General features: G+C 70.0%; 15 protein-coding genes. 4 read left to right on the top strand and 11 right to left on the bottom strand.

All coding sequences use genetic code 11. The features are described from left to right. Nucleotides 1-3,195 carry a VPS10 domain-containing protein gene (locus tag VLK66_RS00200; RefSeq protein WP_325306933.1) on the top strand — a complete coding sequence of 1,065 codons (3,195 nt, stop codon included), beginning with the start codon at nt 1-3 and terminating at the stop codon, nt 3,193-3,195. Nucleotides 3,196-4,313: 1,118 nt separating this feature from the next. Here VLK66_RS00200 and VLK66_RS00195 read toward each other — a convergent pair. Together VLK66_RS00195 and VLK66_RS00190 are read right to left on the bottom strand one after the other, a co-directional pair. Beyond that, a complete protein-coding gene (locus VLK66_RS00195) occupies nt 4,314-5,585 on the bottom strand; it encodes a hypothetical protein (protein WP_325306932.1) in 1,272 nt (423 codons plus the stop codon). A gap of 156 nt (nt 5,586-5,741) precedes the next feature. Next, nucleotides 5,742-6,509, bottom strand: a complete 768-nt coding sequence (locus tag VLK66_RS00190; protein WP_325306931.1) for an alpha/beta hydrolase — start codon at nt 6,507-6,509, stop codon at nt 5,742-5,744. A gap of 188 nt (nt 6,510-6,697) precedes the next feature. Here VLK66_RS00190 and VLK66_RS00185 point away from each other — a divergent pair, with 188 nt between their 5' ends. From VLK66_RS00185 to VLK66_RS00175, 3 genes are all read left to right on the top strand, one after another. Continuing rightward, on the top strand, nt 6,698-6,865 hold the full coding sequence (locus VLK66_RS00185) for a hypothetical protein (protein ID WP_325306930.1): 168 nt from the start codon (nt 6,698-6,700) through the stop codon (nt 6,863-6,865). Between the two features lie 397 nt (nt 6,866-7,262). Further along, on the top strand, nt 7,263-8,213 hold the full coding sequence (locus VLK66_RS00180) for an ABC transporter ATP-binding protein (RefSeq protein ID WP_325306929.1): 951 nt from the start codon (nt 7,263-7,265) through the stop codon (nt 8,211-8,213). Next, entirely contained in the window at nt 8,206-9,480 is a 1,275-nt protein-coding gene (locus VLK66_RS00175; protein WP_325306928.1) for an ABC transporter permease, read from the top strand. The genes VLK66_RS00180 and VLK66_RS00175 overlap by 8 nt, the downstream gene beginning before the upstream one ends. Before the next feature lie 1,306 nt (nt 9,481-10,786). Here the strand turns inward: VLK66_RS00175 and VLK66_RS00170 are convergent. The 9 genes from VLK66_RS00170 to VLK66_RS00130 form a co-directional block, all read right to left on the bottom strand. Beyond that, the gene (locus VLK66_RS00170) at nt 10,787-11,806 is read right to left on the bottom strand and encodes a DUF4332 domain-containing protein (RefSeq protein WP_325306927.1); all 1,020 of its coding nucleotides are present in this window, start codon (nt 11,804-11,806) and stop codon (nt 10,787-10,789) included. 25 nt (nt 11,807-11,831) lie between these two features. Next, complete coding sequence (locus VLK66_RS00165; protein ID WP_325306926.1) at nt 11,832-12,221, bottom strand: hypothetical protein; 390 nt, start codon at nt 12,219-12,221, stop codon at nt 11,832-11,834. A 138-nt stretch (nt 12,222-12,359) separates the two neighbouring features. Then, nucleotides 12,360-13,292, bottom strand: coding sequence for a hypothetical protein (locus tag VLK66_RS00160; protein WP_325306925.1), 933 nt, complete (start codon nt 13,290-13,292; stop codon nt 12,360-12,362). A 43-nt stretch (nt 13,293-13,335) separates the two neighbouring features. Then, nucleotides 13,336-14,418: a hypothetical protein gene (locus tag VLK66_RS00155; RefSeq protein WP_325306922.1), complete on the bottom strand. Its 1,083-nt coding sequence runs from the start codon at nt 14,416-14,418 to the stop codon at nt 13,336-13,338. A 45-nt stretch (nt 14,419-14,463) separates the two neighbouring features. Next, nucleotides 14,464-17,034, bottom strand: coding sequence for a S8 family serine peptidase (locus VLK66_RS00150; protein WP_325306921.1), 2,571 nt, complete (start codon nt 17,032-17,034; stop codon nt 14,464-14,466). 330 nt (nt 17,035-17,364) lie between these two features. Beyond that, on the bottom strand, nt 17,365-18,564 hold the full coding sequence (locus VLK66_RS00145; protein WP_325306920.1) for a transglycosylase SLT domain-containing protein: 1,200 nt from the start codon (nt 18,562-18,564) through the stop codon (nt 17,365-17,367). A 3-nt stretch (nt 18,565-18,567) separates the two neighbouring features. Then, entirely contained in the window at nt 18,568-19,689 is a 1,122-nt protein-coding gene (locus VLK66_RS00140) for a hypothetical protein (protein ID WP_325306918.1), read from the bottom strand. A gap of 1,094 nt (nt 19,690-20,783) precedes the next feature. Next, nucleotides 20,784-21,344: a hypothetical protein gene (locus tag VLK66_RS00135; protein WP_325306917.1), complete on the bottom strand. Its 561-nt coding sequence runs from the start codon at nt 21,342-21,344 to the stop codon at nt 20,784-20,786. 275 nt (nt 21,345-21,619) lie between these two features. Further along, complete coding sequence (locus tag VLK66_RS00130; protein ID WP_325306915.1) at nt 21,620-22,189, bottom strand: hypothetical protein; 570 nt, start codon at nt 22,187-22,189, stop codon at nt 21,620-21,622. Nucleotides 22,190-22,289 lie beyond the last annotated feature (100 nt).

The following is a 22,289-nucleotide window of genomic DNA, read 5'->3' as shown; positions in this document are numbered from 1 at the left end:
ATGATCCGTGCACGCCGCGGCCTGTTCGCCGCACTGGCCGTCCTCGCGGCCGCATCTCCATCTCCCGCCTGCGCGCAGGTGAGCCCGCGGATCTTCGGGGGGCTGCACTGGCGCACGATCGGGCCGTTCCGCGGCGGGCGCACGGTCGCCGCCGTGGGCGTGCCGTCGCGGCCGGGGGTGTTCTACATCGGCGCCAACAACGGCGGCGTGTGGATGACGAACGACTACGGCCGCGTCTGGCGCCCCATCTTCGACGACCAGGCGACCGGCTCCATCGGCGCCATCGCCATCTCCGAATCGAACCCGGACGTCGTCTACGTCGGGAGCGGCGAGGGGCTGCAGCGGCCCGACCTCTCCACCGGCGACGGCATCTTCAAATCGACGGACGGCGGCAGGACGTGGGCGCTCCTGGGGCTCGCCGACGCGCGGCAGGTGCCGCAGATCGTCGTCGATCCGCGCGATCCGGACCGCGTCTTTGCCGCCGTGCTCGGGCATCCGTACGGGCCCAACGCGGAGCGCGGCATCTTCCGCTCGACCGATGGCGGGCGGACATGGCAGAAGGTGCTGTATCGCGACGAGAACACGGGCGGGATGGACCTGGCGCTCGATCCGTCGAACCCGCAGACGGTGTTCGCCGTGCTGTGGTCCGCGCGGCAGGCGCCGTGGGAGATCGGCGGCTCGTACACGCTTTCGCGCAACAACGGGCTGTACAGGTCCACCGACGGCGGGACGACGTGGCGGCAGATCACCAACGGCATCCCCTCCGCGGCCGACGGTCTGGGGCGGATCGGGATCGAGGTGAGCCGCAGCGACCCGCGGCGGATGTACGCGGTGATCGGCGCGCGGCGCGGCGGCGGGCTGTACCGCTCCGATGACGCCGGCGAGAGCTGGCATCTGCAGAACCCCGATCCGCGCCTCTGGGGACGCGATGGGGACTTCAACGAGGTGCGCGCCGACACGAAGAACCCGGACGTGGTCTACGTCGCCAACGTGGTCACCTGGAAGTCGACGGACGGCGGGAAGACCTTCGAGGCGTTCCGCGGCGCGCCCGGCGGCGACGACTACCACCGGCTCTGGATCGACCCCAACAACTCGCGCGTGATCCTGAACGCGGCGGACCAGGGCGCCATCATCACCGTGAACGGCGGCGAGACCTGGAGCTCGTGGTACAACCAGCCGACCGCGCAGATCTACCATCTCTCCACCGACAACTCGTTCCCCTACAACATCTACGGCTCGCAGCAGGAGAGCGGGTCGGTGGGCATCGCCAGCCGCGGCAACGACGGCGAGATCACCTTCCGCGAGTGGCACCCGGTGGGCGCGGAGGAATACGGCTACGTGGTGCCCGATCCGCTGGACCCCAACATCGTGTACGGCGGCAAGCTGAACCGCTGGGACCGGCGCACCGGTCAGGTGCAGGACGTGGCGCCGCGCGCCTTCCGCGAGAACGGCTACCGCGTGGTGCGCACCGAGCCGGTCGTCTTCTCTCCCGCCGACCCGCACACGCTGTACTTCGCCAGCAACGCGGTGTGGAAGACGATGGACGGCGGCGCGCACTGGACGCAGATCTCCCCCGACCTGACGCGCGAGCAGTACGCCGTCCCCGCGAACCTCGGCGCCTTCGTGGGCGAGGACCCGGAGAAGGGGCACCACCGTGGCGTAGTCTACGCGCTCGCGCCGAGTCCGCTGGACGCGGGGCGCATCTGGGCGGGGACGGACGACGGGCAGATCCACGTGACCTCGGACGGCGGCGCGCACTGGCGCAACGTCACCCCGCCGCAGCTGGTCCCCTGGGCGAAGGTGTCGGTGATCGAGGCGTCGCGCTTCGACACGGCCGTCGCCTACGCCGCCATCAACACCTTCCGGCTGGACGACCTGCGTCCGCACCTCCTCCGCACGCGCGACGGCGGGAGGACGTGGCAGGAGATCGTGGCGGGGATTCCGAACGCGGGGATCACCAACGCCATCCGCGAGGACCCTGTGCGCCGTGGCCTGCTCTACGCGGGAACGGAGCGCGAGGTGTACGTCTCGTTCGACGACGGCGATCACTGGCAGTCGCTGCGGCTGAACATGCCGGCGTCGTCCATCCGCGACCTCGTGGTCCACGACCAGGACCTGATCGCCGGCACGCACGGCCGCGGCTTCTGGATCCTGGACGATGTGACGCCGCTGCGGCAGTTGGACGCGCGGACGGAGATGGCCGGGGCGATGCTCGTCCGCCCGCACGACGCCGTCCGCGCGCGCTGGAACACGTACACCGACACGCCGCTGCCGCCGGACGAGCCGATGGGCCAGAACCCGCCCGACGGCGCGGTGATCGACTACTGGCTGGGCCGCGCCACCTCGGCGCCCGTGACGCTGGAGATCGTGGACGCGGCGGGGCACGTCGTCCGCCGCTACGCGAGCACCGACTCGGTGACGTCCGTGCGCACGGAGGGGAACGTGCCCTGGTACTGGGTGCGCCCGCCGCAGCGGCTGTCGGGCGAGGCGGGGATGCACCGCTTCGTGTGGGACCTGCACCACGCGCCGCCCGCCGTGCTGGAGCGCGCGTACCCCATCTCCGCCACGCCGCGCGACACGCCGAAGGAGCCGCGCGGGCCGTGGGCGCTCCCCGGCGCGTACACGGTGCGGCTGACGGTGGACGGGCGCGCGTACACGCAGCCGCTCACGGTGCGCATGGACCCGCGCGTGCGGACGCCGATGCCCGCGCTGGCGCAGCAGCTGGACGTGGCGCTGCGGCTGGCGGACGGGCTGCGCCGCGACAGCGAGGCGCTGGGCCAGCTCCGCGGCGTGCGCACGCAGCTGACCGCGCTGAAGGGAAAGGGCGCGGCCGAGCTGCAGACCGGCATCGCCACCTTCGACCAGCGCGCCGCCGCGCTCGACGAGGGCGACGACGAACCGGCGGCGGCCGGCGCGCCGATGAGCCTGGCGCAGCTGAACGGCGACCTGGCCACGCTCTACGCGCTGGTCGAGAGCGCCGACGCCGCGCCCACCAGCCAGGCGCTCGAGGCCGTGGACCAGCGTCTCCGCGCGCTGGACGTGGCGCTCGCGGCGTGGCGCGCGCTGCAGCAGCAGGACCTCGACCAGCTGAACCGCCGGCTCCGCGCCGCCGGCATCACCCCCGTGGCCGTACGCGCCCTCCCCGAGCCCGACGACCCGGACAAGCCCGCGGAGGAGGAAGAGGACGAGCCGTGAGCGGGGCCGGCCGCTGACGGGGTGCGGTTTGGTTCGGATCGGTTCGGGTCGGTTCGGTTCGGTTCGGTTCGGTTCGGTTCGGTGGGGGGAAAAATGCCACTGAAGTGGCGGCTACAACGGCACACACTCCGCCTGCGCGGAGTTCCGGTGCGGCCGATGCGACGGTGCGGTTAACCCACGGTGAAGGCGGACGCGAGCAGATGAGCAGTGGGTGGTGACGTGACGAGGCCGGCTCCGGAATGGGGCCGGCCTCTCGATCGTACAAATCTCCACCCGGTCAATTCAGGCAATGTCCATGTTGACGGAAGGAAATGAACGGGGGATGATTCCGTGTCCTCCGTTCTCAATTCACCGTCTGCATGGAGCATGTCCGATGCGAGTCCGTCGATCTCTTCCGCTCGTGCTCGTGGTGGTGCTCACCGTTGCTGGCTGCGCCAGAGAAAATGAAATCACCGCCCCCTCGACTCCGGCCCACAACGACGCGTCGGTCGACAGCCTGAAGCGAGGGCCGGGTACGTTCGGCGGAGGAGCCTAGACCTAGAACGAAGGTCGCACGCGGGCAACGACTCTTCGGTGGAAGTGATCACCAACGATTTCACGGTCGCCACCAGCGGCGGTGGCATTCGCCGGACCGCGGAATGCAGCGCGCCGGCGTGTACCTCGAACTGTCGAACGTCTGCTGCGGTGGCGGCTACAACGGCACGCACTCCGCCTGCGCGGAGTTCGCGCGGAGGCCGCAAGCGCTGAACCCGCGACGACGCAGGTAAAATCCCACAGCGGGAAGACGAAGGGGCCGGCTCCGGCGGAGTCGGCCTCTTGTTTTGTCCGATCGCACACCCGGTCAATTCCGGCAATGTCCACGTTGACGAATGGAAATGAACGGGGGATGATTCCGCTGCTCCCGATGTTCACCCCAGTTCTCTCAGGAGGATCAAGATGCAAAGCCGTTCACTGCTCCCGGTTCTCGCACTCGTGCTGCTCGCGTCGCAAGGCTGCTCGCGGCAGGCCGAGATCACCGCCCCCACGCCGCCGAGCACGGCGCACCACACCGAGTTCGCCCCCGATTCGGCAAAGCGCGGCCCTGGCACTGCGGGCGGTGGAAACTGAGGCGATCTCGCTTATGTGGACGCGAGCGACGCTCCCACCCCGGAGAGCCGCTCGCTCAGTGACTGGACCGTGACGCGCGTAGCCTCTGCATTCTCGGGATTTTCGTGAACGACCCGTTTGAACGGATGCAGCTCACGCACTTCCATGAGAAGCTGCTCCGCCGCGAACATGGTGTCGTGCTGCCCCGTTGCGCGGGCCGCGGCGAGGGCTTTCAAGGTTAAATCTTCAGCCGCGGTCCAGCGCAGCAGGAGTGCCGCGCCGCGCCCTGCGTGCAGCAGAGCCTGTGCGTAAAAGGGTGAGGTGGGGCACTCCACGCACAGCGCCTCGAACCGACGCCTCAGCGCGTCATAGGTGGCGTTCTGCCCGCACGCTCCTGCGGCCCGCATCGCCGACCCTGCGAAGAGGAGCTGGAGCGGGTACGATTCGATGGAGGGTTCGCCCACCAGCGCGAGAAGCACCTGCAGGGCGTGCGGATAGTCGCCGCTGTCCATCCAGTAGGTGGCCAGGTCGTGCGCGAAGTTGGGAAGCGTGGGATGCTCGGGCCCGTACAACGCGGCCGCCGCACGGCTGTGGAAATCCGCGGAGGAACGGTCGGAGACGGCTCTCGCCACCGTGAACAGGTAGTGGTGAGCCTCACCCTCGCGATCCGGCAGCTTGAACCGGTGGGCCGTCGCCACCGCGCGTTCGAAGAGCCGCTTCGCCTTCGCGTACCGGCCGACATTCAGGTGAACGTGGCCCCAGGACATGAGAGCGCGTGCCCCGATCTCCCAGTCGTGTTCTCGTGCCGCGAGGGAGTAGGCGACCTGGCACCAGATCTCGGCCTGCAGGGCCTGGTTGTGCTCGCGGTGAAGCCGGCCGGCAAGCCACGCATAACGCGCGTTCTGCCCCACGAGCGCGGCGGCGCGGGCGAAGGCCAGCGCGGTGTCTTCCGCACCTGCGCCGAGAGCCCAATCGGCCACGGCGAGGCAGGCCCGCGCAGCCCGTCTCAAGTCGGGTTGCGATGCGGTGATCTCGCCGAGAATGAAGACGAGCGCACCACGAGGATCTTCGGGATCGAACGGCTGGTCGCCGGCGGTCGCGAGCAGCGCCGCGTGCACCTTGTCTGCGTCCAGCAGCCCGCGGCGGCTTTCCGGCGGCTCACCCATCCACAACGTCAGCAGCCGGAACACACGCCAGATGGCGAGCCCCACCGGACGATCGGCAAGCTCGAGGAGGATGTGCGCGCCGGAAGCCTCACCGCGTGGACTGGTGGTGAGGTAGCCGTCCCGCGGCGTCGTCACCAACGCGCGTCTCTGCTCGGGCGTTGTCCGGGACATGAATCAGGGAGGAGAGAAACGCGGTGATGCGACAGCTAAAGTAGGCGTATTCTATCCGAGCCACGGGCCATCGTCCACCCTGCGCGACCAGATATGGATCGCGGCACCCGCGCTGCTCGGGCCTCACCCCGCGGCGCGCTGCTCCTTGGGGCGGCCGAGCTGGCGCACCAGCCAGTCGGCGGCGTAGTCGATGGCGTCCGGCGGGAGGCGGTGGCCCGCGTTCCACCAGCGGATCTCCTTGGGCTCCCGCGCGGCCTCGAACAGGCGCCGGGCCTGCTCCGGCTTCATCGTGCGATCGTTCCTGCCGTGGATCATCAGCAGCGGGCGCCCGTCCAGCCGGCGCACCGCCCGCATGGGGTCGGCCACGGCGCGGGCAGCCAGCGCGAGCGGCGTCTCCGCGGGAAGGTCGCCGCCGGCGGCCAGGACCACGGCGCGCACCGAGGGCTCGTCGGCCGCCAGCATCACGGCCAGGAAGCTGCCGAGCGAGTAGCCCGCCACGCCCAGGCACCCGCGGTCCACCTCGGGCCGCGCGGCCAGGTAGTGCAGCGCCAGCTTCACCTCGCGCTGCGCCTGCCGCCACAGGCCGAAGATGGCCAGCGGGTTGCGCGCCGCCTGCGCCTGCAGCGGGTCGTGCCGGGTGCCGTGCAGCGGCAGGTCGATGGACAGGCTGGCCAGCCCGTGGCGCTGCAGCGACTCGCCCACGCCCTCGGCCATGTGCTCGCGCCGCGACGAGTACCCGTGCAGCAGCAGCACCCCGCCCGACGGCGACGTCTCGGGAAGGAGCAGGATGGCGGGGATCGACTCGCCGGTGGTGCGGAACTCCACCTCCAGCCGCCGCCCGCCGGGGACCGCGCGCTCGCTCCGGATGGTCTGATGGATCCTGGTAGCCATGCCGGCGGCAACCGGCAAAATCGCGGCCGGTCTCCCCTCACTCGCCCGGAAGCCGCGAGCGGGATCGGCTACTTGCATTACCGGACTGTATTTGATAGCATGGGTGCCGAAGCTTTCGCCGCCGTGCGGAAGCCGCCTCCGGGCGAACCTGTCGCCCGGCACCTCACTCTCTTTCCGGGAGCGGACTCATGGAAAAGCTGAAGCTGAACATCGACGAGCTGAAGGTGAACGGGTTCGCGACGGTGGAGGGCGACACGCCGAACGTGGGCACCGTGCGCGGGAACGCGGGGACCATCTACACCCGCTGCACTTCGGACTGCACGGACATCACCAGCTGCGGGAACCCCTGCGCCTGAGGCCGCCGCGCTTGCGATGGCCGCGTCGATCACCCGGATCGGGCCGCCGCGAGCGATACGAGGCCGGTCCGCGCCGGACCGGCCTCGTCGTCGTATCCTCCCCCCTGCAGCTCGTGATCGTATCGCCTGGTCTTCCATCTCCCGAACTTCATCTCCCGAACTTCATCTCCTGATCTATCGCCGGTCTCCATCTCCCGATCCCAGCTTCCGATCCGTTTTCCGTTCCCGCGGCATCCCGCTCGTTCCCGCATCCGTGCCATTCGCGGCGCGGAACCCGCCGTTCGGGGCCGCGGCTGAATCCATCCTCCGGACGCTTGCGTAAACTTCGCCCGGCGCGATGGACCAGTCGCGCCCCGCCGCGCCCAGCGCGCCGCGGCCCCCGCACCCGCTGACCCGCATGAACGACGCATTGATCCTGGACGGAGTATCGAAGCGGTTCTCCGGCCACACCGCCGTCGACGACCTGAGCCTGAGCGTGCCCCCGGGCACCATCTACGGCATCCTGGGCCCCAACGGCGCAGGCAAGAGCACCACGCTGCGGATGGTGATGAACATCATCGCCCGCGACTCGGGGCGCGTCTCGCTGCTGGGCGCCGACCCCGCCACCGACCGCACGGTGCTGCGCCGCGTGGGCTTCCTTCCCGAGGAGCGCGGCATCTACCGGAAGATGAAGGTGATCGACGTAATCGTCTTCTTCGCCGAGCTGAAGGGCGCCGACCGCCGCAAGGCGCGGGTAGACGGCGAGCAGTGGCTGGAGCGGATGGGGCTGGGCGACTGGAAGCTGGCGAAGGTCGAAACGCTGTCGAAGGGGATGCAGCAGAAGGTGCAGTTCATCGCCACCGTCATCCACGACCCCGACCTGCTGATCCTGGACGAGCCGCAGTCCGGCCTGGACCCGGTGAACCAGGAGGTGCTGCGCGACACCATGCTCTCGGCCCGCGACCGCGGGAAGACGGTGATCTTCAGCACCCACAACATGGAGCAGGCCGAGCAGATGTGCGAGGCGGTGTGCATCATCGCGCAGGGGAAGAAGGTGCTGGACGGGCGGCTGAAGGACGTGCGGCGCGAGAACCTGGGCAACCGCTGGTACGTGGAGTTCGATCCGGCCACCGAGGCCGCGCGCGCCTTCATGGCGCGCGAGACGCGCTTCGGCGCGGTGACGCCCCACCGCGAGGGGTGGCGCATCGAGCTGGACGGCGACCCGCGCGCGCTGATGGGCGCGCTGGCGCAGCTGGACGCCCCCGTGGTGCGCTTCGAGCGCGAGCAGAAGAGCCTCCACGAGATCTTCATCGATCGCGTGGGCGGCGCCGTGACCCCCAACCGCCGTCCCGAGGTGGCCCATGTCTGAGGTGATGGTGGTGATGCGCCGCGAGTTCCTGGAGCGCGTGCGCAGCCGGAGCTTCGTGATCTCCACGCTGGTGTTCCCGCTGTTCATGGCCGGGATGTTCGCGCTGGCCGCGCGCGGCGGCTCGGGCGGCGGCGAGCACAGGATCGCCATGGTGGACCAGGCGCCCGCCGGCGTGGGGCAGATGGTGGAGCAGGCGCTCACGCATCCCGACGCGAAGTCGGAAGACGGCAACACCTACGTGGTCGAGCGCATCGCCCGCCCGCTGGACCAGGTGCACGCCAGCCTGGTCCAGCGCGTGGCGAAGAAGGAGATCGACGGCTGGCTGTACCTTCCGCCGGACCTGGTGCGCACCAGCCAGGCCGACTACCGGGCCCGCAACGTGGCCAACTTCAACGTGCTGAGCGACCTGCGCCGCGCCACGTCGCGCGGGGTGCAGGCTGCGCGGCTGCGCGAGTCGGGGATCGCGCCGGCGCAGGTGGCGGCGCTGGTGCGGCCGGTGGAGCTCACCACCATGCAGGTGACCGAGCAGGGCGAGAAGGGCGGCAGCGCCGTGTCGCGCTTCTTCCTCAGCTACATCGTGGGCTTCCTGATGTACATGATGATCCTGTTCTACGGGATGAACGTGCTGCGGAGCGTGCTGGAGGAGAAGACGAACAAGATCAGCGAGGTGATCGTCAGCTCCATGAAGGCCAGCCACCTGATGCTGGGGAAGATCGTGGGCGTGTGCGCGGTGGCCCTGCTGCAGGTGGCCATCTGGGCCGCCCTCACCGCCGCGGTGGGGATGCGCGGGAACACGCTGGCCGCGCGCTTCCACGTGCCGCCGGAGACCTTCGACGTGCTGCACGTGCCGGCAACGGCCGTGGCGGGGCTGGTCGGCTTCTTCGTGCTCGGCTTCCTGCTGTACTCGGCCGTGTACGCGGCGCTGGGCGCGGCGGTGAACAGCGAGCAGGAGGCGCAGCAGTTCCAGATGCTGGCCATCCTGCCGCTGATCGTGCCCATCATGTTCGTGGGCCGCATCGTGGGCGACCCGCTGGGGCAGACGGCCACGGTCCTGGGGCTCATCCCCTTCACCGCGCCGGTGACGATGGCCATCCGGCTCGCGACCACGACCATTCCGCCGCTGCAGATCGCCGCGTCGCTGGCGCTGCTGGTGGTGACGGTGTGGGCCGTGGCCTGGGTCGCCGGGAAGATCTACCGCGTCGGCATCCTCAGCACCGGCAAGCGCCCGACGCTGGCCGAGCTGGGCCAGTGGCTCCGCGCCGCGTAGGCCGAATCTCCGGTAGACGATCGACAGGGCGGCGCATCGGTCCATCGGTGCGCCGCCTGCCGTCTATGGGGCCGAACGCGAGAAATAGACACAGACGTCATCCTGAGTCGGACACCGCGCTGCGCGCGACCACAGAGGATGAAAGTCGGGCGCCCAGAACAACACAATCTGGACTGACTTTCTATTCAGGCCGTCCACACCGCGCGCGTCCCCGCGCGAATGCCCGCAGGCCGAAGGATCTATCGCCGGACAGCACGTCTGCTTGGGAGATGCGACCAAGGCTCCGAGGTTCCCGCCGCCCCCGGCCACCGGCGACTGAAGTCGCAGCAACAACCACGGGAAGCCTCGCAAACTGCGCGAGGCTGATCCGCTCACTCCGCGGCATCGGCGCTCACGACCGATCTCCTTTCACACCTCCCTGGACGCGCAGCGTGGGGGACGGCACGGGATGACGTTACCACCCGGAGCGGCGGCGCCGGCCCGGTTTCTTCATCTTCCCCCAAATGCGGACGGCCTCCCACAGCGTAGCTGCGGAGGCCGCCCCGACCCTGGTGACGTTGCCCGCCCGGTCCGCCGCTCGCACCCCGGAAGACCGGAATGCCGCGCCGCTTCCCGGCGCCCCCTGGAGGGAGCGCTGTTTCGAATGGCCGTCGGGATGATCGCCCGTGCCGCCCTGCTGCCTCCCGCGCATATTGCCGCGGCCCTTCCGCGCTTCGCTCCAGCTCCCGGCCTGGGCCGTGTCGGCCCGCTCTCGCGAGCGGGCGGCGTGCCCTGGTGTCGGGCGGCTGCGATGCGGCCGGCTCCGCGCTCACCGCGGTCCGCCCGGGTCGTTGGTCTGGGCCGTGCGAGTTGTCCTTCCGCGTCCACGTCGGTTCCGGTGGACCGTTCCATCCGGGTTGAGTTCCCGTAGTGGCGAACGCCCTTCAGGTCCGGAGCCCATCCCCTTCGCTTCCGTTTCCGGTTCCCCGCCGTGCCTGCGCCCGTGCCCGGTGCCTGGCGGACGGTGATCCCCCGTTCTCCCCTACTCCAGTTCCCGTCGGATGACGCCCTCCCCGGCGGTGACCGCCGGCTCGGGACGCGCCCCGTTCCAGAGCCGTCCTCCGGTGCCGGGGGGATGCCCCGGTCCGTGAGGAACGAAGTGCTAAGTCCTAAGTGCTAAGTCCTAAGTCCTAAGTGCTGAGTGCTGAGTGCTGAGTGCTGAGTGCTGAGTGCTGAGTGCTGAGTGCTGAGTGCTGAGTGCTGAGTGCTGAGTGCTGAGTGCCCCACTTGGGACTTAGGACTTAGCACTTAGGACTTCTTTTCTTCCTTATGCCGGTGAATCCTGTGGCGAGGCCGGCGGGATGGGCTCTGGCTCCGCGGGCGGCTGCTGGCCCAGGAAGTTGCGCGCCGCCACGATCCACGGCGTCACCCGCGCGGCGTCGACCTCGTTCACGCGGCGCCGGCCGGTGCGCTGCACCTGGCCGTTGAACTCCGCGGCCAGCGTTTCGGGGTTGCTCGCGGCCAGCTGCTCCAGGTTGCGGATCCCCAGCTCGTACAGCACCCCCGCGGTGCGTCCGTCCACGTCGCGGATGGTCAGCAGCTGCGCGTGCGCCAGCCACTCCTCCACCCGGTAGCGGTCCACCTCGAGCAGCGAGGCCAGCTCCACCGTGCCGCGGACGCGGCCGCCGGCGTGCAGCAGGTCGCCCACGGTGTAGATCCCCTCCTGGTTCAGCTGCTGCCGGAGCTGCCTGCCGATCCCGCGGATCTCGTCCACCCCGGCCGACGGCGTGAACTCCACCGGGCCCCAGCTTCCCGCCTGCGTCTGCTTGGGCACCGGGACCACCGTCATCTTCACGTTGCTGACGGCGGTGGGGTCCACCTTCTCGCCGGGCTGGATGAAGCGGTACTCCACGGTGCCCAGCCGCGTCACGTTCACCGCCACCTTCGCGTCGATCGAGAACTCGCGCACCGCGAAGTCGGTGAGCGGGTTGGAGAGCCCCGAGAGCCGCGTCTGCAGCGTGTCGAGCGAGTGGCTGACCGCGCTGGCGAAGTCGTCGGGCTCGCGGCCGGACTGCGTCTGCGTCTGCCCCAGCTGCTCGCGCAGCGTGATCTCGGTCTGCTGCAGCGCCACCAGCTTCTCGCGGTAGGCCAGCTCCGTTTCCTGCATGGTCACCAGCTGGCTGCGCAGCTGCGTGTTGGCCAGCTGCAGGTCGGTCACCTGCTGCTGCAGCGCGCTGATGGTGACCGCCGGGTCGGTGGTCCCGGTGGTGAGGGTGGCCGCCGTGACCCCCGACACCGGCATGTCCAGGGGGATCTGCGGATAGCCGGCCTGCGGTGTGTCCTCCATCTCGCTCCGTCCTGCGCTCTATGGTTCAGCGGGCGTCGTCGCCGCCCGCGTCCTTGATGGTCAGGGGCCCGCGCGGGCCCATCAGCAGCCGCACCTTCACCCCGGCCGAGGCCTCGTAGCCGTACAGCCCCACCATGGTGGGGTCGGCGGTGCGGCAGAAGAGCCGCCCGTCGCCGGTGGCGCCGCCGGCCACCGTGGCCGACATCTCCAGCTCCAGCGCCACCTGGCTGAAGGCGAACCAGAGCGGCGGCACCGCCAGCTCGCCATCGGGAAGGGCGCGGTACTCGCGCGAGCGCGCCAGCGTGCGGTCGTCCAGCTCCTGCTGCGCCTGCGCCACCGCCGCCACCGTGGTGGTCAGCAGCGACCCGAACTCCACCCCGATGCTAGGCGGGGCGCCCGTGGATCCGTCGCTCATCGGTTCCGTCGTTGCTGCGAGTAGTAGTGCCAAAATGCCAAGTGCCAAGTGCCAAGTGCCAAGTGCCAAGTGAACCGCACCGCCGTCCGTGAGACACCAGAACCAGGCACTAGGCACTAGGCACTGGGCACTTTTCACTCAGAACGTGATCGTCGTGCTGTTCTGGATGATCCCGATCCGGGCGGTGACCACGAAGTCCTTCGGCGCGGTGTCGCCCTGGTTCCCCTCGCCGTCGAGCGGGATGTCGCGGTGCACGGTGATCTGCAGGTTCCCGTTCGCGTCGGTCTTGTCCTGCGCCGGGTTGGTGTAGCTCCAGGTGAGCCCCTGCACGTCGATCGCCAGCGGCTTGTCCTTGATGGGCTCGCCCGAGGCGCGGTGGTAGGTGAGCAGCACCTTGATGGTGCGGCCGGTGATCCTGGCGTCGGTCTTCTCGTCCTGCACGTCGCCCGAGATCACGGCCAGGCGCGGGCCTTGGATCACCTGGTTGGGGCGCTGCACCACCACGTCGGGGCGGGGGTTCAGCTGCGCGTTGGCGCGGATCCGCCCGTACGAGTAGTCCTCGCTGGCCGTGGTCTTCGTGTCGGTGCTCGTCGACGTGCCCGTGCTGCTCCCGCCGCCCGACGCGTAGCCGATGCCGAAGATGCCGCCCAGCCTGATCCCCACGTTGCTCTGCGAGGTGGCCGTGTCGGTGCCGGTGTCGCTCTCGCCGGTGAACTCGCGGGCGATGAACTCGCCCTGCAGCCGCACCTGGCTCCAGCGGTAGAAGGTGGGGTCGATGAAGTTCACCAGCGGCAGCTGCATGGTGTGCGCGGTGCTGGTGGTCAGCACGCCCGAGTCGTTGTACGTCTTCTCCTCCACCGCAACCACGTCGACCAGCGTGGTGGCCAGCGCGGTGGCCGACTGCGCCGAGGTGTGGTTCAGCAGCTTCTGCGTTTCGGCCACGGCCTCGCCGGTCTTCTTGATCAGCTCGCCGAAGGCCAGGCCGGCCGCCCGCCCCTCGCCGCTCACGTCGCTCGTTCCGGTGGCCAGCACGGAGCCGAACAGCCCCGCCGGCAGGTTGTTGTCCGCCATCGTTCTATGTCTCGCTTTCCGCGTTCAGCGTCAAAGGGGGGGGTCAGAGGACGATCTCGAGGGTGCGCACGATGGCGCCCAGCCGCACGGTCACGGTGCCCTTCTGCGCGGCCGAGAAGCGCTCGTCGGGGATCTGCCGCGTGACCATCACCTTCACCTGCCCGTCGGGGTTGGTCAGGCTCCCCTTGAAGGGGGCGTCGGCCACGAACGAGTACCCGAACTTGTCGCACTCCACCACCAGCGGCGCGTTGGGGTTCGGCTCGCCGCTGGCCTTCAGCACGGTCACGGTGATCGGCATCGACCGGGCGGTTTCCTTGCCGCTGGCGGTGACCCTGGTGATGGCGCCCTGCGCGAAGAAGATCTGCGGCCCGATCACCACCTGCGACGGCGCGGTGAACTTCTCGGTGCGGCGCGGCGCCAGGGTGGCGTCGAGCTTCACCTGGCCGGTGGCCCAGCTGCTCTCGGAGTCGCTGTGGCTGTTCACCTGGGTGGACTGCGACTGGTAGTCGTAGTTGAACCAGCTGCCGAAGCCCCAGAAGCTGGCGCCAGCCTGCACCTTGCTGGTGCCCTGGCTCTGCTTGAACTGCACCCCGCGCTCCGAGTCGATGGCGCCCACCTCGAAGTCCATCGAGATGGCCACGTTCTTCCACTCGTGCACCTCGGGGCTCAGGAAGTTGATCAGCGACACGTCCTCGGTGATCAGCTGCGTCTGCTCGGCGTCGGGAAGGCCGTCGTCGTCCAGCTTCTGGATGACGTCGGTCACCACCTTGATCTTGGTCTTGCTCAGCTCCTTGGCCGTGTCGATGAGCGACCGGTCGAGCGCCGCCTGCGACTCGGCCACCCCCTGCCCCACCGACAGCAGCACCTCGCCGAAGGTGGGCGCCAGCCTGGTCAGCCCGCCCGTGACGTCGGCGCCCAGCGCCAGCGCGCCGGTAGACGCGCCCGCGGGCATGAAGTCGGGCGAGAAGCCGCCCACCGGGGCGCCGATCACCGGCGCGTCCACGCCCGCCTCGGCCAGCGACATGCTCCCCGTGGGAACGGCCGCGCCCGCGAGCTCCATCTCCTGCTCCTTCACCTCGGCTTCCGCCCCGGGCTGCTGCGCCCGCGGCTTCTTGCTCTCCGCCATGATGTAGTTCTCCGTGAGATTCGGTTGATTGGGGGTCCTGCGGTTTCAGCCCGCCGCGCCGAACAGGTCGGCCAGGCGGATGCGTCCCAGGCGGGTGCGGTCGAACACCTCGGCCAGCGGCCGCAGCTCGGCCGCGGCGCGGGTCCACGCCTCGGGGGCCACGCCGGCGGGGGGCGGCGCCGCGGGGGCGCCCACCTGGGCCAGCGTGAGCGAGGGCGGCAGCCCCGCGGCGGGGCGCCGCGCGGCCGCGCTCTCCAGCGCGGCCAGCCGGCCGCGCAGCGTCTCCAGCTTCTTCCCGCGCAGCCCCGTGTGCGCGGCGATCTCGTCGTCGCCCATCCGCTGCAGCGCGCCCACCGTCGCCGCTCCGGCCGCCGCGAGCTTCTTCGCCGCCGCCGCGCCGATCCCCGAGATGAAGTCCACCGGGAGCTCGATGACGGCGGGCGACGCGGGGTGGGTGTAGACCAGCGCGAAGGGCTGCGGCCCGGCGGGAACGTTGGCGCCGGTCACGCGGAGCACGTACTCGCCCGGCGCCGCGTCGTCCAGGTGCACGACCTCGACGGTGTTGGCGCGGTCGGGCGCGCCCGCCTGCCCGGCCGGGTGGTTCCCCCACACCTTCCCGGCGGGGCCGGAAAGGGTGAGGTCCAGGTCGTTCACCAGCCGCTCGCCCGGCGCGTCGTACCAGGCCAGCACCGCGCGCACCGTCCCCGCGCGGCGCAGGGTGAAGCGGTACTCGCGCAGCTCGCCGCTGCCGAGCCCCGGCGCGTCCTCCACCAGCTTCACCGTCCGGTCGGCCTGGCGCGGCGCGCAGCCGTCGAAGTGCAGCCGCCCGAACCCGGCCGCGGTGCGCGGCTCGGGGCCCTTTCCGTCGCGGCGGAGGACGGGGCGCGCGCCGTGCACCAGCAGCGCCTTCAGCGCCGCGCCACCGGGGGCCTGCCCCAGCTCCGCCTCCCACGCCTGCCGCACCAGCGCGGCGAACCCGCCCGCCACGCCGTTGGCCATCGACGTCCCGCCGAAGTACATGTAGTACGGGAGCGGGCTGGCCAGCCCCCAGCCGTTGCCGCGGCAGCGCTGCGACCGGGGGGCCACGAGGTTGGTCCCCGGCGCGCAGACGTCGGGCTTGATGCGCCCGTCCGCCGTGGGCCCGGCGGAGGAGAACTGCGCCAGCTGCGTGGGATCGCCCGACACCGCGTCGGCGCGGTCGGCGGTGCTGCGGTAGCGGTCGAACGCGGGGTCCATGTCGCCCCAGCTGCCGCGGACGCCCACCCCCGACGCGGCGCCCTCGGTGGCGCCGATGGTGACGACGTTCTTGGCCGTGGCCGGCGCGTAGAGCGATCCCGCGTCGCGCAGCCGGTCGCCGTCCCGGTCGCACCCGTCGTTGCCGGCGGCGAAGAGCACCACCGCGTCGGGGTTCTCGCGCAGGAACAGGTCGGCCTCGAAGCAGTCGTCGGTGTAGCGCCCCTGCGCCGGGTCGCCCCACGAGTTCACGTGGATGCGCGCGCCCTGCGCCCGCGCCTCGCGGAAGAGCTCGCGCAGGTCCAGCGGCCGGCCGCTCAGGTAGTAGCCGGTGGGGATGCGCGACGCGTAGGCGGTGGCGACGTCGGTGTACTGCTCCAGCGACTGGAAGACGAGCTCCGCCTCGGGCGCCACGCCGCGGTGGGCGCCCTCGAGCGCGCCGCCGCCCAGCGCCAGCCCGGCCACGTGGGTGCCGTGGCCGCTGTTGCGGTCGGCCGGGCCGTCGTCGGCGCCGGGCGTCTTCACGAACGGCGACCACGAGGGGTTCACGGGCCAGCTGCGGAGAAAGCGCACGCGGCCGCGGAAGTCGGGGTGCAGCGACGCGTCCGCCGCGCCGGTGTCCAGCCCCGTGTCGGCCACGGCGATCACCTGGCCGCGCCCGGTGAGCCCCGCCGCCTCGCCGCCGGCCAGGCCGAGCGCGCCGGCGGTCGTCGCCGGGGCGGCGGCCGCCGCGGTCTGCAGGGTGACGGGAACGCGGGCGGGGTCCACGATCTTCACGCCCACGATGTCGCGGAGCACCTGCGGATCGCCCTGGAAGCGCACGCGGATCTTGGACGAGGACGCGTCGAGCACCTCGATCCCCATCCCCTTCAGCTCCTCGGCGACGCGCGCCCGGTCTTCCTTCGAGAAGCAGACGAGGTCGTACAGGTCCGGCGGGGAGACGGTGCGGCTGCCGGACTGCTCCTCGAGCCCGCGGCTGCAGTGCTCCTCCAGGTACGGCTGCGCGCCGGCGATGAAGGGGAAGGCGGCCTGGAGCGCGGCCCCGTCCATTCCCTCGGGAAGGGCGACGCAGGCGCCGAAGCGGGGGCACCAGAAAAGCACCTCCACCGACTTCGCGGCGAGCTCGCCCTTCCACTCCCCGGTGACGGGGCCGACGAAGCGCACCAGCACGTGCGGCGCATCGCCCGTCTCGAACACGCCCCCGGCGATGCGCACGGGTTCGCCGTGCACGGAGATGGTCTCGTCGCCCAGGACCTCCACCTCGCCGGCGGGGAGGCCGGCGGGAAGCTCGTCGCCGCTCACCAGCACGAAGGCCGGGTAGCGCGCGACCACGCGCAGGCCGCCCAGCATCGCCTCGCGTTCGCGGTCCACCAGTGCGTACATGATCTATGACCTCAAGGAAAGTTGGGATTCGGGGACTGCGGTGGAGCGAAGTGCTGAGTCCTAAGTCCTAAGTCCTAAGTCCTAAGTCCTAAGTCCTAAGTCCTAAGTCCTAAGTCCTAAGTCCTAAGTCCTAAGTCCTAAGTCCTAAGTCCTAAGTGCTGAGTCCTAAGTCCTAAGTGCTGAGTGCTGAGTGCTGAGTACCGGATCGCGGTATTTCGGTGCTGCTGCCCGGCGCGCCGTCGGGTCAAATCCGGCCCACTTGGGACTCAGGACTCAGGACTTAGGACTTCTTCTTTTCGGCACTCAGCACTCAGCACTCCGCACTTTTCCTTACGGCTGCGGAATCTCGAGATGGTATCCCGGATCCCGCGGCGGGGTGAGGAAGAACGCCACCCGCCGGTCCGACCGCACCGCCGCCTCGAACGCCACGCGGTCGGTGATGGAGCTGGGCGCCACGTCGAACACGTTCAGCACCGTGGGGTCGGACGCGTGCCGCGACACCTTGGTGGGGCCGATGGCGATGATCTTCCTGGCCATCGCGTCCTTCACCCCGTCGCTCGACAGGCCGCGCGCCCTGGCCTCGGCGTAGGCGTCGCACACCATCTGCCCGCCGCGCGCGTAGAGCCGCTTCTGATGCTCCACGCCGTAGCGCTCCAGGTTGTCGAACATCACCCGCGCCTGCTGCGCCGGGTCGCGCGAGGTGCTGGAGACCATGCACCCGCGCAGGTTGGCCGTCTTCAGGATCGACTTCAGCACCTGCAGGCTGTACGGCGTGACCGCCCGCGGGTCGGCGTTGCTGCCGAACGTCACCTTGGCGTCGCCCGGGGCGGTGAACCCGCTGGCCTCGGCGTAGCGCGGCGGCGGCGCCTGCGACACCACCGGCGGCTCGTAGCTCCCGCCGATGAGCACCGAGTGCGGCACCGTGGGCGCCAGCGGGTGGCCGGCCATCATCGCCACCGCGTCGTTGTAGAACTTCACGAAGCGGTCGCAGTGCGCCGGGGTGCCGATGGGAAACTGCCGCAGCTTCCAGCGGTTCTTCTCGCCGTTCTGGTGCGCCAGCCGCCCCGCGTTGTAGGCCGCGGCCACCAGCGGCGGGTCGAACTTCGTGGTCCTGCCCTGCCGGGCGATGTAGCTGGCCCCGGCGTCGATCGCGTTGCGCGGCTGCCGCAGCCACTCGCGGTCGATGCTCATCCGCATGGTCTCGGACGCGGTGGAGATCAGCGTCTGCGTGAGGCCGATGCTCACCCGGCCCGGCGTGGCCGCGTCGCTCACGTAGCCGGGCTCGAGCCGCACCGCGTCGGGGTTGCCGCCGCTCTCGGTGCAGATGGTGGCCACGATCAGCGGGCAGGGCACCTGGCGCGCCTTCGCCACCTGGTTGATGGCCTCGCCGAACGCGTCCCACACCCGGGCGACCGTGGTGGGGCGCCCTTTCGAGCGCTCCACCCCCGATCCCTCGATCTCCACCCCTTCGGGAACCAGCCGCCAGCGCACGCTGTTCTCGAACCCGTGCCACTCGCGTAGGGAGGCCATGGCTCAGACGCTGACCGGAACGCTGGCGTTCACCAGGTTCATGGACACCCGCAGCAGGGCGCTGACCGCCGCCGAGCTCTCGGCCGTCAGCCCGGTGCGCTTCAGGGTGATGGTGAGCGTGCCGTCGGTGGTGGTCTTCCCGCCGTCGGCCACCACCACGCCGATGTTGGCGTTGTCGCAGGCCACGTCCAGCGCCTTGGTGGCCATCGGCTTGCCGTCCTTGTCCAGCAGCGTGGCCACCGCCGTCACCGTGCGCTGGGTCACCAGCTTGGGGTCGGTGGTCTCGTTGCCGTCCTTGTCCAGCTCCTTCCGGCCGGTCACCAGCACGCCCAGCTTGGGGCCCTTCTGCACCACGAACGGCTGCGGCAGCGCGAAGGCGGGGCGGGGCTCCAGGGTGGCCTCCATGTGCAGCTTGCCGGCGGCCTTGCGCTCGCTGCTGCTCTTGCGCTCCTGCGTCTCGTCGTGGGTGTTGTTGTAGCTGGCGTCCAGCGAGCCGCCGAAGCCGCCGAACACGCTGTAGCTGGCCTTCAGGTCGGCGCCGAAGTCGCTGTGGTCCTTCTTGATGTTGAAGCCGTTGGCGGTGTTGAACTCGCTGGCCTCCATGTCGGCGGTGAGGTGCACCGTGGTGAACTGGTACGCGGTGGGCTGCACGAAGGCGATCAGCGGCAGCTCCTGCATCACCGGCGTGGCCTTGTCGAAGGTGCCGTCGTCCTTCAGCTCCTGCGTGAACATGGCCACGGTCTGCACCTTGGCCTCGGAGAGCGCCTTGCTGGTTTCCACCAGCGTCTTGTCAAGCGCGCCCTGGGTCTCGGCCACGGCCAGCCCCACCGAGCGCAGGAAGGCGCCGAAGGCCGGGCCGCCCTTGGCCAGCTCGTCCACGACCGACGCCTGCGCGGCGCGGACCGGGTCGTCGGTGATGCCGCCCGTGGCCTCGAGCGTGGTCGCGCCGAGCCCGGCGATGTCGCCGGCCAAGTCGGCCATCGCCGCCAGCTCGGCGCCGCCGGCGGGGGCGGAAAGCTGCTGCGAGGCCGCGGGAACGGCGGCGAGCGAGGAGGGCTGCGGGGCCGCGGGCGCCGGCTGGGCGGGCGCCTCGACCTTGGTCTCGGAAGTCTTCGCGTGATTCATGGTTGGTGGTGCTCCGTCTCGGTTTGCTGTGGGGGTGCCGGGGATGGCGACGGGTCTGCGAGCCGGACTGGCCGTGGCGTGTATCGAGCTGAACTCGTTCAGTCCGAATCAGAACGAAATCACAGGTGCGCCAGGTCTCCCGTCCGGTGGGGCGGGAGCGCCGCGGATGGGCCTCCCATGGAGCCCGGGGTCACCGCTCCGGCCGCCGCGGCGACGTCTCCGCCGTGGCTGACAGACGATAGAAGTCCCGTAAAGGGCTGTAAAGACGATTATTGCAAGTCGTTTCGGCCCAATCTCTTGCCAGACGAGTGCGGCGTTCGCTGAACACCGCTCACCGCGAGTTGAGGCCGCGGCGCCGCGGATTGTGGCGCCCGTGCCGCATCTGGAACCCATGCATCCCCGATGTGGCGCACGCGGAGCGGTGAGATGAACAGCGTGTGAGGGGATTTTTCCGAATTTCTCTCCGTCAGGACATTCGCGCGTCTCCGCGGGAGGACGAAAATCCGTTGGAACACGCCCGGCATGCGCCATCCGTATGGCCCGCGCCTGCCCCATGCACTCCCAAATCGCACGGAATGCCCGCAATCCGCACATCCAGCACAGCCGCGTCCGTGGCCTCGCCAGAGCGCCTGCTGGAGATGGGGGGATTCAGGTCCTACCCGATTTCATCGCCAAGTCATGTTCGGGGTCGCCATACGCGTGATCAGGCGAATGATCCCATCATCCCGCCGACGTCATCCTGAGGCCGGCCACGCCGAGCTATTTCCGCACAATCGGTTGCAGGCCGAAGGATCCCATAATCCGTCCAGCACGTGACCTGGAGGACGCGCTCCATCTTCCTGACAGCGGAAGAAGACGCGGCGCGTATCCCCGGCTGACGTGCGGACAGGCTATGGATCCTTCGGCCTGCAAGCGTCTGCGCAGACTAAGTTTGCGGGGTGGCCGGCCTCAGGATGGCGTCCCAAGGGGGGATGCCGGGAGGGCGTAGGTTCGTGGATGCGACATCGGCGAGTCATCAACTCCAAACGTGAAAAAGCCGCGGAGAACCCGGTCGGTTCTCGGCGGCTCCGCGGCTCTGCGTGCAGATCTGCGGGTCAGTGCGGCTTGTCGGAGCGCTTCTGGACGGCGGGCTGGCCGGCCACAGGCGGGCGCATGCGCGTGACGCACGGCAGGGTGCGCAGCGCGCGGCCGCCGCCGCTCAGGGTGAAGATGAAGTCGCGGGTGCTGTCGTCGGCGTCCCAGACGCGCAGGACGAAGCGGCCGGCGGTCATCGCCCGCTGCGTGATGGCGTACGTCTCCTCCTCGGGGAAGAAGAGCCAGACGTAGCCGTCGCTGGGCGCGGAGGTCAGCACCGTGGTGTCGGGCCGGTCCTGGTCGAAGCGGTACACGGCGTCGATCTCCTCGCCCTCGGGCGGCTCCTTGAACGCCGCGAACACGCCGGCCGTGTCGCCGTAGCACTGCCACCACATCACCGCCGTGCTGTCGACCGATGCCACCGCCGCGTTGGAGCGGTCCTCGTCGCTGATCGGGTCCACGTTGCGCGACATCGTGAAGGTGCCAAAGGTCTGCACGGGGTTCTGCGCCACCGCACGGCCGCTCATCGCCATCAATCCCAGGAGCGCGGCCATGGACGCGCGGATGATTCGCTTCTGCATCGGGGTTCTGCTGCTCGTTGCGTGATCGATGGGGGGATGCGGCGCCTGCTCCCGCGACCTGCCGCTCCGCTCGGCGAAGGCTGCGGCCTCGAGCATACGCTTCACATCGGAGGGAATTCCGGGAGACGGGCAGGAGCGGATCGAGCGCAGAAAAACAAACCGCCAGAACGGTTTACGTCAATCCCCCGCGGCAATCTGCAAGCTTCCGTGCATCCCGCCGAATTCCGATTTCAGCCGTTCCCCGCACAGCGAGGAAGGCTGGCGGGAGATGGGGATCAGCGCGGCTTGTCCGACGGCTTGCGCACGGCAGGCTCGCCGGCGACGGGCGGGCGCAGCGTGGCGATGCACGGCAGCGAGCGCAACGCGCGCCCGGAGCCGTTCAGGTCGAAGAAGTAGTCGTACGGCTGCCCGTCCGCGTCGAACGCGCGCACCACCAGCCGCGCCGCGTTCATCGCGCGCGTGCTGAAGCCGTAGACCTCGTCCTCGTCCAGCAGGAAGAGGTTGCCGCCCTCGACCATGCGCGAGACGACGGTGTTGGTCGCCGCCTCCTGGTCGAAGCGGTAGATCACGTTCAGCCGCGCGCCGGTGAAGTTCTCCAGCGCGAGCGACAGCCGAGCGCCGCGCTCGAAGCATCCCCACGCCACCGCCGACGCATGGCCGCGGTCGGCGGAGACGACGATGGCCATGTCCTGCCGCGCGTCGGTGATGGGATCGACCTTGTGGAACACGCCGAAGTTGCCGATCACCTGCCGCGGGCCGATGTCCTGCTGGGCGGTGCCTGCACGGGGGTAGAGCGCGAGCAAGCACGCCGCCAGCGCGGCGGTTCCGGGACGCATGAGGTTCATGGAGAAAGATCGGTTGGACGAGAGCCGTGAAGGAGTCACTAAATCAATGCCGAAATACGATTTCGTCAACCGTCCCATCCACTGCGTTTGTCCGTGATTT

It is taken from the genome of Longimicrobium sp. (assembly GCF_035474595.1).
In the GTDB taxonomy this organism is placed as follows: domain Bacteria; phylum Gemmatimonadota; class Gemmatimonadetes; order Longimicrobiales; family Longimicrobiaceae; genus Longimicrobium.
This window is presented reverse-complemented; position numbering and strand designations above follow the sequence as displayed.

Bases quoted from the DNA above. Each gene is read 5' to 3' on its own strand.
- VLK66_RS00135 (WP_325306917.1), bottom strand. From the start codon at position 21,344: ATGCAGAAGCGAATCATCCGCGCGTCCATGGCCGCGCTCCTGGGATTG.
- VLK66_RS00150 (WP_325306921.1), bottom strand. From the start codon at position 17,034: ATGTACGCACTGGTGGACCGCGAACGCGAGGCGATGCTGGGCGGCCTG.
- VLK66_RS00190 (WP_325306931.1), bottom strand. From the start codon at position 6,509: ATGGCTACCAGGATCCATCAGACCATCCGGAGCGAGCGCGCGGTCCCC.
- VLK66_RS00145 (WP_325306920.1), bottom strand. From the start codon at position 18,564: ATGGCCTCCCTACGCGAGTGGCACGGGTTCGAGAACAGCGTGCGCTGG.
- VLK66_RS00160 (WP_325306925.1), bottom strand. From the start codon at position 13,292: ATGGCGGACAACAACCTGCCGGCGGGGCTGTTCGGCTCCGTGCTGGCC.
- VLK66_RS00185 (WP_325306930.1), top strand. From the start codon at position 6,698: ATGGAAAAGCTGAAGCTGAACATCGACGAGCTGAAGGTGAACGGGTTC.
- VLK66_RS00165 (WP_325306926.1), bottom strand. From the start codon at position 12,221: ATGAGCGACGGATCCACGGGCGCCCCGCCTAGCATCGGGGTGGAGTTC.
- VLK66_RS00200 (WP_325306933.1), top strand. From the start codon at position 1: ATGATCCGTGCACGCCGCGGCCTGTTCGCCGCACTGGCCGTCCTCGCG.
- VLK66_RS00130 (WP_325306915.1), bottom strand. From the start codon at position 22,189: ATGAACCTCATGCGTCCCGGAACCGCCGCGCTGGCGGCGTGCTTGCTC.
- VLK66_RS00180 (WP_325306929.1), top strand. From the start codon at position 7,263: ATGAACGACGCATTGATCCTGGACGGAGTATCGAAGCGGTTCTCCGGC.
- VLK66_RS00140 (WP_325306918.1), bottom strand. From the start codon at position 19,689: ATGAATCACGCGAAGACTTCCGAGACCAAGGTCGAGGCGCCCGCCCAG.
- VLK66_RS00155 (WP_325306922.1), bottom strand. From the start codon at position 14,418: ATGGCGGAGAGCAAGAAGCCGCGGGCGCAGCAGCCCGGGGCGGAAGCC.
- VLK66_RS00170 (WP_325306927.1), bottom strand. From the start codon at position 11,806: ATGGAGGACACACCGCAGGCCGGCTATCCGCAGATCCCCCTGGACATG.
- VLK66_RS00175 (WP_325306928.1), top strand. From the start codon at position 8,206: ATGTCTGAGGTGATGGTGGTGATGCGCCGCGAGTTCCTGGAGCGCGTG.